The organism is Solwaraspora sp. WMMD1047, from assembly GCF_029626155.1.
Taxonomy (GTDB): domain Bacteria; phylum Actinomycetota; class Actinomycetes; order Mycobacteriales; family Micromonosporaceae; genus WMMD1047.
The window spans coordinates 3,657,605-3,670,569 of sequence record NZ_JARUBL010000001.1; the positions used below are offsets into that span (position 1 = coordinate 3,657,605).

Annotated in this window: 16 protein-coding genes and 1 pseudogene; 7 read left to right on the forward strand and 10 right to left on the reverse strand. The window is 71.3% G+C overall.

The annotated features are described in order from the left end of the window. Positions 1-22 precede the first annotated feature (22 nt). Positions 23-1,057: a DUF222 domain-containing protein gene (locus O7627_RS16555; RefSeq protein WP_278094414.1), complete on the reverse strand. Its 1,035-nt coding sequence runs from the start codon at positions 1,055-1,057 to the stop codon at positions 23-25. A gap of 22 nt (positions 1,058-1,079) precedes the next feature. On the opposite strand from O7627_RS16555, the gene O7627_RS16560 reads away from it, so the two are divergent. The 4 genes from O7627_RS16560 to O7627_RS16575 all read left to right on the forward strand — a co-directional run bounded on the left by O7627_RS16560 (position 1,080) and on the right by O7627_RS16575 (position 3,625). Beyond that, on the forward strand, positions 1,080-1,262 hold the full coding sequence (locus O7627_RS16560; RefSeq protein WP_278094415.1) for a Scr1 family TA system antitoxin-like transcriptional regulator: 183 nt from the start codon (positions 1,080-1,082) through the stop codon (positions 1,260-1,262). Between the two features lie 68 nt (positions 1,263-1,330). Beyond that, a complete protein-coding gene (locus O7627_RS16565) occupies positions 1,331-1,543 on the forward strand; it encodes a DUF397 domain-containing protein (RefSeq protein WP_278094416.1) in 213 nt (70 codons plus the stop codon). Positions 1,544-1,756: 213 nt separating this feature from the next. Continuing rightward, positions 1,757-2,977, forward strand: coding sequence for an ATP-binding protein (locus O7627_RS16570; protein ID WP_278094417.1), 1,221 nt, complete (start codon positions 1,757-1,759; stop codon positions 2,975-2,977). Positions 2,978-3,052: 75 nt separating this feature from the next. Then, entirely contained in the window at positions 3,053-3,625 is a 573-nt protein-coding gene (locus tag O7627_RS16575) for an RloB family protein (RefSeq protein WP_278094418.1), read from the forward strand. 75 nt (positions 3,626-3,700) lie between these two features. On the opposite strand, the gene O7627_RS16580 is transcribed toward O7627_RS16575, so the two are convergent. Genes O7627_RS16580 through O7627_RS16595 form a run of 4 tightly spaced genes read right to left on the reverse strand, consistent with a single transcriptional unit; the run spans position 3,701 to position 7,562 of the window. Continuing rightward, entirely contained in the window at positions 3,701-4,804 is a 1,104-nt protein-coding gene (locus O7627_RS16580) for an SMI1/KNR4 family protein (protein WP_278094419.1), read from the reverse strand. A 47-nt stretch (positions 4,805-4,851) separates the two neighbouring features. Continuing rightward, entirely contained in the window at positions 4,852-6,027 is a 1,176-nt protein-coding gene (locus tag O7627_RS16585; RefSeq protein ID WP_278094420.1) for a zinc-dependent alcohol dehydrogenase, read from the reverse strand. Continuing rightward, positions 6,024-6,566, reverse strand: coding sequence for an SRPBCC family protein (locus O7627_RS16590; RefSeq protein WP_278094421.1), 543 nt, complete (start codon positions 6,564-6,566; stop codon positions 6,024-6,026). Before O7627_RS16590 ends, O7627_RS16585 begins: the two co-directional genes overlap by 4 nt. 51 nt (positions 6,567-6,617) lie before the next feature. Continuing rightward, positions 6,618-7,562, reverse strand: a complete 945-nt coding sequence (locus O7627_RS16595) for an NADP-dependent oxidoreductase (protein ID WP_278094422.1) — start codon at positions 7,560-7,562, stop codon at positions 6,618-6,620. 49 nt (positions 7,563-7,611) lie between these two features. On the opposite strand from O7627_RS16595, the gene O7627_RS16600 reads away from it, so the two are divergent. Continuing rightward, positions 7,612-7,962, forward strand: coding sequence for a hypothetical protein (locus O7627_RS16600; RefSeq protein ID WP_278094423.1), 351 nt, complete (start codon positions 7,612-7,614; stop codon positions 7,960-7,962). Continuing rightward, positions 7,962-8,612 carry a nucleotidyl transferase AbiEii/AbiGii toxin family protein gene (locus tag O7627_RS16605; protein WP_278094424.1) on the forward strand — a complete coding sequence of 217 codons (651 nt, stop codon included), beginning with the start codon at positions 7,962-7,964 and terminating at the stop codon, positions 8,610-8,612. Before O7627_RS16600 ends, O7627_RS16605 begins: the two co-directional genes overlap by 1 nt. A gap of 127 nt (positions 8,613-8,739) precedes the next feature. Here O7627_RS16605 and O7627_RS16610 read toward each other — a convergent pair whose 3' ends face one another. Beyond that, on the reverse strand, positions 8,740-9,228 hold the full coding sequence (locus tag O7627_RS16610; RefSeq protein WP_278094425.1) for a MarR family transcriptional regulator: 489 nt from the start codon (positions 9,226-9,228) through the stop codon (positions 8,740-8,742). Between the two features lie 56 nt (positions 9,229-9,284). On the opposite strand from O7627_RS16610, the gene O7627_RS16615 reads away from it, so the two are divergent. Beyond that, positions 9,285-9,734, forward strand: coding sequence for a PPOX class F420-dependent oxidoreductase (locus O7627_RS16615; RefSeq protein ID WP_278094426.1), 450 nt, complete (start codon positions 9,285-9,287; stop codon positions 9,732-9,734). Here the strand turns inward: O7627_RS16615 and O7627_RS16620 are convergent. The 4 genes and pseudogenes from O7627_RS16620 to O7627_RS16635 all read right to left on the reverse strand — a co-directional run. Then, positions 9,697-10,137, reverse strand: a pseudogene (locus O7627_RS16620) (DUF2690 domain-containing protein); the annotation flags it as partial. The gene O7627_RS16615 and the pseudogene O7627_RS16620 overlap by 38 nt on opposite strands. Positions 10,138-10,177: 40 nt before the next feature. Next, positions 10,178-11,107: a siderophore-interacting protein gene (locus O7627_RS16625; RefSeq protein ID WP_278094427.1), complete on the reverse strand. Its 930-nt coding sequence runs from the start codon at positions 11,105-11,107 to the stop codon at positions 10,178-10,180. A gap of 58 nt (positions 11,108-11,165) precedes the next feature. After that, positions 11,166-11,696, reverse strand: coding sequence for a hypothetical protein (locus tag O7627_RS16630; RefSeq protein ID WP_278094428.1), 531 nt, complete (start codon positions 11,694-11,696; stop codon positions 11,166-11,168). Further along, on the reverse strand, positions 11,693-12,781 hold the full coding sequence (locus O7627_RS16635; protein ID WP_278094429.1) for a helix-turn-helix transcriptional regulator: 1,089 nt from the start codon (positions 12,779-12,781) through the stop codon (positions 11,693-11,695). The genes O7627_RS16630 and O7627_RS16635 overlap by 4 nt, the downstream gene beginning before the upstream one ends. Positions 12,782-12,965: the final 184 nt, after the last annotated feature.

Sequence of the window (12,965 nt, forward strand, 5' to 3'; positions counted from 1 at the left end):
TCATGTGGTGGCCGGCGTCGCATTAGCGGCGTCGGCCACTGGTGCTGGCCGGTGCCCGACATCCCGGTGCGCGGCCGGTGCCGTCGCGGGCTCTGACGAAGGCGGCGTCCCCGGCCGTCGGCCGCCGGCGGACCCGGCCATGGTGGACGAGCTGGCCGGTGCTGTCGTAGACGCTGACCCGCCAGGGCGAGCGGACCTGTCGCTCGGCGACGTCACGGGCGACCTCGGCGATGACCGGCCCCCAACCGGCGAGTTCGCCCGGTTCGTCGGACAGCCGCATCAGGGTGGTCATCGGAACCCGCAGCTCGACCCCGCCCAGCGCGGCGCGGGTCGAACCACCGCCGTCACCGCCTGATCCCCCCCGGAGTCGCCGTGCTGGTGTTCGGGGTGCCGTCCGTCGATGCGGATGCCAGGCCAGGTTCGCCCTCCAGCAGGTCGAGGAACGTGTCGGCGCGAAGCTGGTCCAGTGTCCGGGCATCGCCCGACCGCTTGGCGGCATGGGCCAGGGCGTTGATCCGGGCGGCAGCCTGGCGGCCCGGGCAGCGGGGAGCTGCCAGCCCGCCAGGCTGGCCGTGCCGGCCGGGTCGAGCTCGGTCACCACCCGCCGCTGCGTCACCGACTCCTCCTGCCGTCGCCGCGCGGCGTCCGGGTCACTGCTGATGACCAGCCGGCGGAGCCGCGCGGCGAGTTGCCCGGTCGTCAGGATCGGCGCCACGTCGATGATCTCATCAACCACCTGCCGAGCGACGCGATCGGGCACGCACCGGGTCTCCTGGCTGAACACCCGCGCCCTGGGCAGGTCTATCTCCCCGTCTAGCACTGCCGCGTGCACCCGGGGGAGCCGTTCGAGCAGGTCCACGGCGAGCGCGAGCATCGTGTCGGCCGCTCGCCGGGTCAGCTGCAGAGCCATCCGGATCTCGTCTTCGGCGAACTCCTGGACGCTGGGCATCCGGGCCACGGGCGCGTCGCGGTCACCGGGAGGACAGTGAGCCACCTCGACCATGTCGGCCAGCAGCTGTGCCTGCTCGTGCGCGATCTGCCGGGCGCGGGCCCGCATCAGCACAACGGCATCGTGACCATTGAGGCGGGCCCGGTCGATTCCGTACGCCGCCGGCGCCTACCCTGCCCTCGGCGCACCGTTCGTCATCCTCTCCTTCGCCTCGCCCCGAGTGCCTGAACTGGTCTGGCAGGAGGTCCTCACCTCCAGCGACATCATCGACCAGTCCACCCGCGTCGCCGACTACCTCGTCACCTTCGGTTAGACCCTGGAGCGGGCGCTAAGCTTCGACGAGTCGCTCGCCCTGATCCGCCAGGTCGCCGAGGAGATGACATGACCGCCCTCCCCACCCCCGACCGCGACTGGTTCAAGTCCTCCCGCAGCGCCACTAACGCCGCCTGCGTCGAGGTCCGCGTCACCGCCGACCTCGTCGGCGTACGCGATTCCAAGAACCCCGACGGCCCGGCACTCGCCTTCGCCCCGGCGGCCTGGGCGGGCTTCATCGGAGTCCTGAGCGCGGGAGCGCAGGACCCGGCCCACCCCTGATCGCGTTCCACCCGGCGGCGGACCACCCGACATTCCTGTCCCAGTGGTCCGCCGCGGCTGTGACTGCCCGCCCAGCCGACGCCAACACGTGGCCGATTTCGTAGATCTTTGACGAATCTGAGGCTATGATCGCGGCGACGATGGGGGAAGGCTGTGCTGATCCGGTTCGAGGTCGCAAACTTCCGATCGGTCCTCGACCCGATCGAGCTGACGATGGTGGCGATCGACCAGGACCGACCAGGCGTACGGGCCGTGCCCAACATCAACGAGAGCCTGCTGCCGGTCGCCGCGATATTCGGACCCAACGCCTCCGGCAAGTCAAACATCATCGCTGCGATGACCTGGTTGCGACTCGCGGTCCTGGACTCGCTGCGATTTTGGGACGACGCGATCCCAACGGAGCCCTTCGCCTTCGCGGACGGCCGGGACCGAGGCACGGATTTCACGCTCGAAGCCGTCATCGGTGGCGTGCGCTTCGAGTACGTCGTGGACGTCGACCGGGAAGCCGTGCGCTACGAGGCGCTCTTCCACTATCCCGAGAAGAAGCGGCGGCGGGTGTTCGAGCGGGAGGGCGCCAACCTAACTCTCCAGCGTGGCCTCGGAAGACTCTCCGGGACCAGAGAGTTGCTGACCGATCGCGCCATGGTGCTCTCCGCTGCCCGTAGATTCGGTGAACCCCTCGTCTCCGACTTCGCCAGCTTCGTCCTCTCCGCCCAGACCTTCGGTCAGCGGGTCAAACGTCCGTCGGTGTTCGGCATCTCCACCCGGCACTGGTTCGAGGAGCCCGACGACAAGGGCCAGGAGGTTCTTCCCGGCTTCGACGATCCCCGAGCTGAGTTCGCGGCGGACCGCGCCCAGGCGCTTGCCCTGCTCCGGATGGCGGACCTCGGTATCGACGACGTGATGATCGACGAACAGGATGTCGCCCTGCAAAGCGCCGACGCGGACCCCGCCCGCGTCCGTAGGCAGCGACGGATCCGGCTGGTCCACCGCAGCACGGACGAACGGATTCCCTTCGACCTGTCCGCCGAATCCGAGGGCACCCGCACCTGGTTCCAGCTCATCGGCCCGGTCCTGAGCGCCCTGAAGACCGGTTCCCTCCTGCTGTTCGACGAGCTGGACGCCAGTCTGCATCCGACGCTTTCGGCCCAGGTCATTGGCCTCTTCTCCGATCCCGACACGAACCCACGTGGTGCGCAGTTGATCTTCACCTCCCATGACACGAGCCTGCTCAACCATCTCAATCGAGACGAGGTATGGCTGACCGAGAAGGGTGAGAATGGGGCCACCCGACTCGGCTCTCTCGCCGACTTCGCCGGTGAGCGGGTGCGCCGCTCGCAGAACCTGGAGCGGGCGTACCTCCACGGGAGGTTCGGTGCCTTACCCGACGTCGACCGGACCGAGGTGCTGCGCGCGCTCGGCCTGATCGGCTGACAGATGGCACCCAGACGAACCCGGGCCAAGGACCTCCGGCGCCCGGTCGCCAGGCGACCCGAGCGAAGGACGATCGTGGTCTTCTGTGAAGGCGAGGCGTCGGAGCCCGACTACATCAATGCGCTCAAGCGACTCCCTGAGGTGCGCGACAACACCGCGATCAGCATCGAGGTCGATCCCAAACAGGGTGCACCGATCACCCTCGTCGAGCGGGCGGTTATGCGCAGCGAGGACGACGAGGTCGACGAGTGCTGGTGCGTGTTCGACGTTGAGTGGCCGCAGAATCACGCCCGCCTTGATGAGGCGATCCAGCTTGCGCGGGCACACCGGATCAAACTGGCGATCTCCAACCCCTGCTTTGAGCTGTGGCTCATCCTGCACTTCACCGACCAAACGGCCTTCCTCACCACTGCCGAGGCCGAGCGGAGGAGTCGGAAGCTCGATGGCCGACCGGGCAAGCGTATTTCGGGACACCGCTACGTTGAACTGCGGCGTGGCGCCGTCCGCCGGGCGGAAGCCCTCAGCCGACTCCACGCCAAGAACCAGACTCGGTTCCCCGACGACAACCCCTCGTCGACCTTCCATGAGTTGCTAGCCGCCATCGAACCCGAGGGGCGGCGGGGTTCAAGTCAGAACCGGTCGGCATAGGGCAAGCCGTCCTTGTCGTGGCCGGCAGCGCGCCAGTGACCCGCAGGCAGGAGCAACGAGCTGCCCGGGAGGTGGTTATCGGCGCAGTGCCCGCAGCTGCCGGGCGCGGATCGGCAGTTGGCGGTTCCACAGCGCGTTGAGTACGCCGAGCCACCCCTGCCGTCCGTCCACGATCACCTGGCCGTGGTCGACGATCCGGACGTGCGCGACCGGCCGCCCCCGGTTCAGCGGCTCGGCCAACTCGCACAGCCGGGAGCCCAGGAACGAGATCTGGTCGGCCAGCGCGCCGAGACCGGCGGCGGCGTACCGGTGCAGGGTAGCCGGGTCCATCGCGTCGGAGTTGTCGTAGACCGGCTCCGGATCGCCGGCCAGCAGCGCCTCCGTCGTAGCGATCAGCAGCTCGGTGTTGCGGGCCACGTGCGCGGCGATGAACTCCGCCGGCCAGGTCCCCTCGGGCGCGCCGAACCCGCCGGTGCGGACCTCCGTGACCACCTCGGCGTACCGCTCGCGTAGCCGGTGCACCAGCACCAGCGCGCTGCCGCCGGCCGACCAGCGGCCGACCGCGCTGTCCCAGCAGATGCTGCCGTCGTCGTACACCCAGATCTGCCGGTCGCCGCGGATCGGGACGCCGCGCCGCAACGCCGTGGCGACCTCGGCGAGCATCGCCGCCACACCAGGCCACAACACCGCGTCCGACGCGCCACTGTCGCGCCGGAATTCGCGTACGCAGCCGTGCGCCGGCCCCGGTCGCAGGTCGACGAAGAGGTCGTCGCCGCCGCCGTCCCCGGCGATCGGCAGCCAGCTCGGCAGCCAGGCGCCCGCGCAGGGCGTGCCGGCCGGCGCCCGGTCCAGCTCGGACACCCAGGCCGCGAACCGGTCCGGGTCCGGTCCGGCGGCGGCCGGGTTCCAGGCCGTCAGCCAGATGTCGCGGCTGTGCAGAGCCTCCCGGACCGGGTACGGCGAGTACAGCGACGGCAGCAGTTGGCCCTTGCCGGCCTGGCCGTCGGCCCGGCGCCACCAGGCGACCAGGTCGGCGGGCAGCGCCGCGCCGACGGCGCGGGCGGCGGCGTCGATGTCGCGGGGGTCCGCCGGCGGCCGGAGCAGGGCGGCCTCGGCGGGGGAGTGCCGGCCCAGCCAGCTCAGGATGAGATCCCACGATTCGTCGACGTCCGGTGGCATGGCGTCATCATGGCAAGCCGCCGCCATCGGCCCGCGGCGCGGGTGCGCTACGTCTTCAGCACCACCTTCTGGCAGTTCTCCTGCTTGTTCTTGAAGATGTCGAAGCCGTGCGCGGCCTCGTCCAGCGGCAGGGTGTGGGTGATGATCCGGGTCGGGTCGAGGTCGCCGCGTTCGATCCGTTCCAGCAGCGGCCGCAGGTACCGCTGGACGTGGCACTGCCCGGTGCGCAGCGTCAACGACCGGTTCATCCAGGAGCCGGCCGGGAACTTGTCCAGGAATCCGCCGTACACGCCGATGACCGAGACCACGCCGCCGCTGCGGCACGAGGTGATCGCCTGGCGCAGCGCGTGTGGGCGTTCGGTCTCCGAGCGCACCGCCTGCTTCACCCGGTCGTAGACACTGACGTGCGCGCTGCCGTGGGTGGCCTCCATGCCGACCGCGTCGATGCACTTGTCCGGGCCGCGTCCGCCGGTGAGCTCCAGCAGCCTGGACCGGACGTCGACCTCCTCGAAGTTCATCGGCAGGTGCCCGGCCCGCTCGGCCATCTCCAGCCGGTACGGCTCCCGGTCGATGGCGATGACGGTGTGCGCGCCGAGCAGCCGGGCACTGTCCATCGCGAACTGGCCGACCGGCCCGGCCCCCCACACCGCCACCACGTCGGTGCGCCGGATGTCGCACATCTCGGCCCCCATGTAGCCGGTGGGCAGGATGTCGGAGAGGAACAGCACCTGCTCGTCGGTGAGGTCCGATTCGATCTTCAACGGCCCGACGTCGGCGAACGGCACCCGGACGTACTGCGCCTGTCCGCCGGCGAACCCGCCGGTCAGGTGCGAGTAGCCGAAGATCCCGGCGACCGGGTGGCCGTACAGCTTCTCCGCGATGCCGGCGTTGGGGTTGCTGTTCTCGCAGCAGGAGTAGAGCTCGGCGGCGCAGGCGGCACAGGCGCCGCAGGCGATCGGAAACGGCACCACGACCCGGTCGCCGACCCGCAGCCGGCCGGGGTCGACGTCGGCGCCCACCTCGACCACCTCGCCCATGAACTCGTGCCCGAGCACGTCGCCGTCCTGCATGGTCGGCACGTAACCGTCCACCAGGTGCAGGTCGGAGCCGCAGATGGCGGTGGAGGTGACCCGGACGATGGCGTCCCGGCGGTTCAGGATGCTCGGGTCGGGCACCTCCCGGACCTCGACCTTGTTGCGCCCGGCCCAGGTGTTCGCCCTCATGCCCGTACCTCCTGGAGAAGTTCGTCCTTGGCCAACGGCTGGGCCGGGCGCTGCGGGAACTCCTGGCGGGCCTGCTTGCCGCCCGGCGCCCCGTCGGAGCGCATCACCTCACCGGTCTCCAGCACCTGCTTGAGCCGGCGCAGATCGTCGTCGAGCTGCTGGTGCGGCTCCTCGCCGTAGTACTTCGCGACCGCCTTGCCGAGCGGCCCGGCCGGCAGGTCGTAGGCGAGGTGCACCCGTACCTCGGTGCCGGCCGGGTCGGGGGCGGGAGTGAACGTGACCGTGCCCGAGTTCGGCACGTCCGCGTCGCCGGTCGAGCGCCAGGTGATCCGGTCGTCCGGAACGTCTTCGGTGATCTCCGCGTCCCAGCTCACGGTCCGGTCGAACGGCGCGGTCGCCGTCCACCGGCTGGTGCGGTCGCCGGTGGTACGCACCTCGTCGAGATGCGCCATGAAGGTCGGCAGGTTCTCCAGTCGGCGCCAGAAGGTGTAGACGTCGGCTACCGGTTTACGGATGGTGGTGGCGGCGGTCAGCTCCATGCTTGCCCGGTACCACCGTTCGCCGCGGCTACACCTCCCGACGCCGACGACTTATTCGGAAACCCTGATGACGATCTTGCCGTGGGTGTGCCCCGCCTGGCTGAGCCGGAACGCCTCCGCGACCTCTGCCAGCGGGAACACCTCGGCGACCGGCACGGTCAACCGGCCCTGGTCGGCGAGTTCGGCCAGGGCGGACAGGCCGGCGCCGTCGGGGCGTACCCAGATCCAGTCGCCACCCGCGGTTCCGACGGTCGGGTCCGCGATCGAGGCGTGTCGACCGCCGTCGGCCAGCACCGCCAGGGTGGTGTCGAGAACCCCGCCGACGAAGTCGGCCACCGCGGTCACCCCGTCCGGCGCCAGCGCGCGGACCCGGCCGGCGAGCCCGTCGCCGTACGCCACCGGCTCGACGCCGTACCCGGCCAGCCGCTCGTGGTTGGCCGGCGAGGCGGTGCCGATCACCCGGGCGCCCGCGACCCTGGCCAACTGCGCGCCGAACACCCCGACCCCGCCGGCCGCGCCGTGGATGAGCAGGACGGTGTTGTCGTCCACCCCGAGCCGGGTCAGGGTCCGTCGGGCGGTCAAACCAGCCAGGGGTACGCCGGCAGCCTCGTCCCAGCTCAGCGAGGTGGGTTTCGGCGCGACGGCGCCGGCCGCGACGGTCACGAACTCGGCGAACGTCCCGCCGTGCACGTAGTCACGGCGGGTGTAGGCGAACACCTCGTCGCCGGGGGAGAACTCCGGCACGTCGGGGCCGACCGCCTCGACCACCCCGGCCACGTCCCAGCCCGGCACCACCGGGAAGACCGTGTGCATCAGTGCATCCAGCCCGCCGGCCATCAGCTTCCAGTCGACCGGATTGACCCCTGCGCTGCGCACCCGGATCAGGATCTCGCCGGGCGCCACCTTCGGTCTGGGCAGGCGGGTCACGCTCAGCACCTCGGTGCTGCCGTAGCTGTCGTAGGCGACCGCGCGCATCGTGCCGTCCGTCTGTGTCATGACTCCGAGGCTATGCCGGCATCAGGCCCGGCCTGGGTATCCTGGCAACGTGGCCACCGTCACCCAGCGCACAGCGTCGCCATACCGGTCGAGGCCCGGGCGGCTCGCCGTGGTGGTCGATGACCTCGCCGAGCTGGTCGGGCCGACCCACGGTCTGATCGAGCTGCCCCATCGCCTGTTGTGGCGACCCGACCGGGTGGTCGATCTCGATCAGTCGTGGCAGCTCAGGTCGACGTACGAGACGGTGCTCACCGAGGCGATCCGCGCGGACGAGTTGCGGGCCTGGCTGGACCGGGTGACCCTGATCCGGGTCTGGGACGAGCTCTATCTGCCGCGGGGCGTTCGCCGGGCATGGGAGGAGCGTCACCACGTGCTACGGCGCCTGCCGACCGTTGCCTGATGGCGGAACCCGACCCGCTCTACACCGAGGTCGCGCGCATCGTTCTCGCCGTCGCCGAACAGCATGGCTTTGCACTGGGCGGCGGACTTGCCCTGGTCGTGCATGGTGTGGTGGACCGGCCGACCGAGGATGTCGATGCGTTCACGGACATCGAGTCGGGCGTCGCGGCTGCGGCCGAGGTGGTTCCGGCGGCCCTGGAAGCGGCGGGCTTCACCGTGATCCCCGTCGTCGATGACGCGGAGTCCGCGTTGGTGTCCGATCTGGATCAGCACGTTCTGGAATGGGAGCTGCACCGGGGCGGCCGTGTTGTCCGGTTGACCCTGGCCTGTCAGTCCCGGCTCCGCCGGCCGGTGGCCATGGATCTTGGCCCGGTGGTCGACCTGACTGACCTGCTCGCCTGGAAGGTGGTGGCCCTGGTGGATCGGGCCCGGGAACGCGACTACGTCGATGTGGCCGCTGTACTGGACACGTACCGGCCGGCTGACCTTCTGGCGATGGCGAGAAGGGCCGATCCCGGAATGGCCGACGAGGACGTACCGCTGGTCGGGCGGCGACTCGACCGGCTACCGGACGAGGCGTTCCTTCCGTACCAGCCGGATCGGAGCGCGATCGCGCTGATTCGCCGGCGCTTCGCCGCCTGGCCCCGGTAGCGATCGACAGTCAGGTCGGTCAGGCAGGCCCGCCAATCGTCGCGATGGATCCGCAGCATGTTCGGTCCGCGCGCTCCGCGGGTGCCCAGCCGCCGTACGCTCCGGCGACGCTGCCGTAGACGCCGCGCTACGGCCGGCGGTCTCCGGTCGGACCAGGGTCCGCGGCGGTGAGGTGGGCGACGACCCGGTGGCTCAGCGCGTCCAGGGCGGTGAGCTCGGCCGGGGTGAGCAGGTCGATCATGTTCCGCCGCACCGACGCGACGTGGCCGGGTGCGGCGTCCTCGATGGCGCGCCGGCCGTCGCGGGTGAGGGCGACGGTGGAGCCTCGGGCGTCGTCCGGGCACTCCTGCCGGGCGACCAGCCCGCGATTCTGCATCCGGGTGACGTGGTGGGAGAGCCGGCTGGTCGACCAGAGTAGCCGCGCGGCCAACTCAGTGAGGCGCAGCCGGTCCCCGTCGGTCTCGGAGAGCGTGGAGAGCACGTCGTAGTCGGCCTCGGAGAGGCCGGATTCCCGGTCGAGGTCACGGGCGAGGCGCAGATCCAGCAGGGCGCGCATCCGGCGGTAGCCGCGCCAGGCGCGGTCTTCGCGTTCGTCGAGCCACCGGGCTTCGTCCATGAACCGATCCTAGCCCTTCGTTGACATGTCACCAATCGCGCTCCTATCTTGGTGACATGTCAACAAATGAGGCGCCGGTGAGCGCCGAACTCTGGGCCCTTGTCGGCCGCACCGGCCGCGGGGTGCTCGTCACCCTCAAGCGGGACGGCCGGCCCCAGTTGTCGAACGTCGACTACCTGGCCGACCCGGACACCCACCTCATCCGCCTCTCCACCACCAGCGACCGGGCGAAGGTGCACAATCTCCGACGCGACCCCCGGGCCAGCTTCTACGTCACCACCGGCGACGGGTCGGCCTACGCGGTGGCCGAGGGCACCGCCGAGCTGTCCAGCCCGGCGGCCCACCCCGACGACGACGCCGTCGAGGAACTCGTCGAGGTGTACCGCGGCGTCCAGGGCGAACACCCCGACTGGGACGACTACCGCGCGGTGATGGTCGCCGACCGGCGGCTGACCGTCCGGCTGCGGGTCAGCAGGGTGTACGGCTGGCCGAACGGCTCCGGGTGAGGTTGGTCGGCGAGGTGCCGGAGCCGGTCGCCACCGGGACTCGGGTCCTGCCTCGGTAGCAGCCGGTGCGGGCCGCGGCTGACCGCCATCCCGGACCGGAGAAGTACGCGGTGGCCGCCACGCACGACGTCACGTTGATCAGCATGTCCCCGTACACCGACAGGCCCGCGTAGTCCATCTCGAAGTCGGTCCACCGGCGCGGGTCGACGCCGTCGACCATGCCGACGTGGACCCGGGTGTCCGGCGGCAGATCGGCCTGACCCGGTGCCGCCGGAAGGAACCGTGGCCAGCCGGTCCCGCAGGACGGCGAGTAGCGCAACTCGACGACACCGACCACCTGATCGTCGACCAGCACGGCGGAGGTATCGAGGCTGTCCAGCCAGGGGTCGTCGGCGCAGCCGGCCTCCTTCGGGTCGGCCCGTCAGTCGGCGCTCGGTGCGCCCTCAGTTCTGTTCGCCCCGGCCGAGCCGCCAGTAACCCATGAACGCCACTGCGCGGCGGTCCACCCCGCACTCCGTCACCAGGTGCCGGCGCAGCGTCCTGATCACCCCGGCCTCGGCGGCCAGCCAGGCGTAGAGTCCGGCGGCGCCGACGACCGGCGCGTCGGTCGCGACCTCCCAGAGGATGTCGGTGTCGACATCCACGTCGGACAGCTGCTGTTCGGGCCGGGACGGCTCATCGGCCAGCAGCCGCGATGCGGCCTCCTCGACCGCGGGAACCAGTCGGCTGCCGGGCGCGCCGCCGTCGCGCGGCAACCACCGGACGGTCATCCCCGGCGGCCCGTCGACCGGCAACGCGTCGCCGGTGGCCGGCACCTCCAGCAGCGCCTCGCCCCGGGTTTCGCGGGGCAGCCGCTCCAGGATCGCCGCGATCGCCGGTACGGCGGTCTCGTCGCCGGCCAGCAGCACCGCGTCGGCCTTCGGTGGCGGGCGGAACTCGACCCCGCCGTGCGGGCCGGGGAACCGGGCGTCCGGCCCGACCAGGGCGGCCCGGTCGCCGGCGGTGACCCGGTTGGCCCACCGGGAGGCCGGGCCGGCGTCGCCGTGCAGGACGATGTCCACGTCCACCTCGGCGGCTTCGCGCCGGACCGCGCGGACGGTGTAGGTGCGGATCGGGTTGCGCCGGTCGGCCGGCAGGTCCCGCCAGAGCGCGTACCAGTCCGGGCCGGTGGGCAGGTGGTCGAGGGCACCGTCGGCCAGCGGCACGATCAGCTTGATCCGCTGGTCGAAACCGTTGTCGGCGAAGTCGCGCAGCTCCGGCCCGGTGAAGGTGACCCGCAGGAAGCTGGGGCTCAACCGGCGCAGCCGCCCGACCCGCACTGCGAAGACACGGAACGGGTGGGTGCTGCTCTGGGGTGCGGCGGTCTGCGTCATTCCTCACTCCTTAGGTATGGCTATCCTAAGGTGTCGGTGCGGCCCACCACACCCCGGGTCAGACGCAGTTCCCGCAGGTGGGGTTCTGGCCGGGTTGGCTTGGTGATGGCGGCGGCGGGAGCGGCATCGCCACCCTGGGGTCGTCGGTCCCGATCGGTACGACGGTGACCCAGTCGGCCGTGGGTTCGACGGCCAGGCAGGCGACCCGCCCGGTGGCGCTGAACGTGAGGCAGACGGCGACCAACTGGGAGAAGTAGCCGTTCTGCAATCGGCCGCCGAAGGGGGTAGGGCCGGTTGGGCTGTCGTACACCAGTTCGCGGCCCCGCGCCGCGGTGCGGGTGGACAGGTAGTAGCCGACCGAGAAGGTGCCCAGTGCCGGAGGGCCGTTCCGCCGACACGGCTCGATCCAGCCCGACACCCAGACCTCGCTGGGGCCGTTGACGTGGGCGGTCAACTCACCGGTCGCGCAGGACACCGGTGACCAGAGGGTCTGGGCGGGCGGCTCCGCCACGGCGTGCGCCGGTGCCGCGCCGCCGGCCAGCACGAGGCCGAGCGCGGCGGCGACCAGGCGACTGGCGACGGACGTCATGAGGCACCTGCCAGGGGTTCGACGGTGCCGGTGTCGGGCCGTCCGGGTGGCGCTCCCGGCGGTACCGCCCGGGCGGCCCCCAGCGCCAGGCCGAGCTGGAAGCGGTTCTCCACCCCGACCCGGTCCATCAACGACCGCAGGATGTTGCTCACCGTTCGGGGGCTGACGTGCAGTTCGCGGGCCGCGGTGGCGTCGGTGTGGCCCCGGGCGAGCAGGGTCACCAGCGCCCTTTCCCGGTCGTCGAGGATGATCTGCGGCATCTGGCCCTCCTGCCGTGGCTGGGCGGCGTCCCACTCGCGCTCGAAGAGGCCGACCAGGGCCGCCACCACGGGCGCCTGACTCACCTCCAGATAGCCCCGGGCGAAGTCGTGCGGCGCGACCGGGAAGAGCGCGATCCGCCGGTCGACGACGATGAGCTTCATCGGCACCACGTGCGCCTGCCGGTAGTCCGGACGGTGCTCCTCGGGGCGTCGCCCGTGGTGGATGAGCGGGTCCGGCTCGTCGGGATTCTGCCGGCCCAGTACCCGCATCCGCACCCCCCGGTCCAGCAGCGTCCGGTCCACCGGCACGGCCGACCGGGCCGACGGCGCGTCGAAGACGATCTCGGTGTTCATCGCCAGGTGCTCGTGGCGGGTGGCCTGGGCCAACTCGGCCAGCCGGCGCCGGGCGGCCGTGCGGCTCGGTAGGTGCGCCAGGCCGTCCCCGAGCCGGCCGTCGGCCGCCAGCACGGCGGCGGTCGGACCGGCCGTCCCGGGGGCCGGCCGGACCGCCGCCGTGCTGGCCGGGCCGGGTCGCCGGGTGCTCCGCAGCGATTCCAGCAGCGTCGACGGCGGCCGGGCGACCCAGCGCGTCTCGCGACGCCCCGGGTCGACCCGGATGCTCACCGCGTCGACCGTCGACAACTCATGCAACGCGACCGAGACCCGCCGGGGGGAGAGTCCCAGCGTCCGCGCCAGTTCCCCGGCCGGTCGCGGACCGAGCATCAGCAGTGCTCGATAGATGAGGTCGGCATCCGGGGTGTGTCCCCACCGGGTGATCGACGGGATCGCCGCGCCGAAGACCAGCCTGTCCGAAGTTTCCTGCATCGAACCTCCAAGCCCTGCTCCATCGAATCAGCCGTCCCCGGGTGCCGGCATCCCCGTGACCCATTCGATGCCCATCGTTGCGTGATCCCGCAGCCCTTCCCCGGGGACGGCTGCCGATGCGGCAAGCGGCAACGCGGCTGCGATATGACGTAGCCGAATCCCTCGAAAGGCGGGCATCTCGCCG

Coding starts and splice junctions, on each gene's coding strand:
- O7627_RS16555 (WP_278094414.1), bottom strand. CDS start 1,057: ATGCGGGCCCGCGCCCGGCAGATCGCGCACGAGCAGGCACAGCTGCTG.
- O7627_RS16565 (WP_278094416.1), top strand. CDS start 1,331: ATGACCGCCCTCCCCACCCCCGACCGCGACTGGTTCAAGTCCTCCCGC.
- O7627_RS16570 (WP_278094417.1), top strand. CDS start 1,757: ATGGTGGCGATCGACCAGGACCGACCAGGCGTACGGGCCGTGCCCAAC.
- O7627_RS16580 (WP_278094419.1), bottom strand. CDS start 4,804: ATGCCACCGGACGTCGACGAATCGTGGGATCTCATCCTGAGCTGGCTG.
- O7627_RS16585 (WP_278094420.1), bottom strand. CDS start 6,027: ATGAGGGCGAACACCTGGGCCGGGCGCAACAAGGTCGAGGTCCGGGAG.
- O7627_RS16590 (WP_278094421.1), bottom strand. CDS start 6,566: ATGGAGCTGACCGCCGCCACCACCATCCGTAAACCGGTAGCCGACGTC.
- O7627_RS16595 (WP_278094422.1), bottom strand. CDS start 7,562: ATGACACAGACGGACGGCACGATGCGCGCGGTCGCCTACGACAGCTAC.
- O7627_RS16605 (WP_278094424.1), top strand. CDS start 7,962: ATGGCGGAACCCGACCCGCTCTACACCGAGGTCGCGCGCATCGTTCTC.
- O7627_RS16610 (WP_278094425.1), bottom strand. CDS start 9,228: ATGGACGAAGCCCGGTGGCTCGACGAACGCGAAGACCGCGCCTGGCGC.
- O7627_RS16615 (WP_278094426.1), top strand. CDS start 9,285: ATGTCAACAAATGAGGCGCCGGTGAGCGCCGAACTCTGGGCCCTTGTC.
- O7627_RS16625 (WP_278094427.1), bottom strand. CDS start 11,107: ATGACGCAGACCGCCGCACCCCAGAGCAGCACCCACCCGTTCCGTGTC.
- O7627_RS16630 (WP_278094428.1), bottom strand. CDS start 11,696: ATGACGTCCGTCGCCAGTCGCCTGGTCGCCGCCGCGCTCGGCCTCGTG.
- O7627_RS16635 (WP_278094429.1), bottom strand. CDS start 12,781: ATGCAGGAAACTTCGGACAGGCTGGTCTTCGGCGCGGCGATCCCGTCG.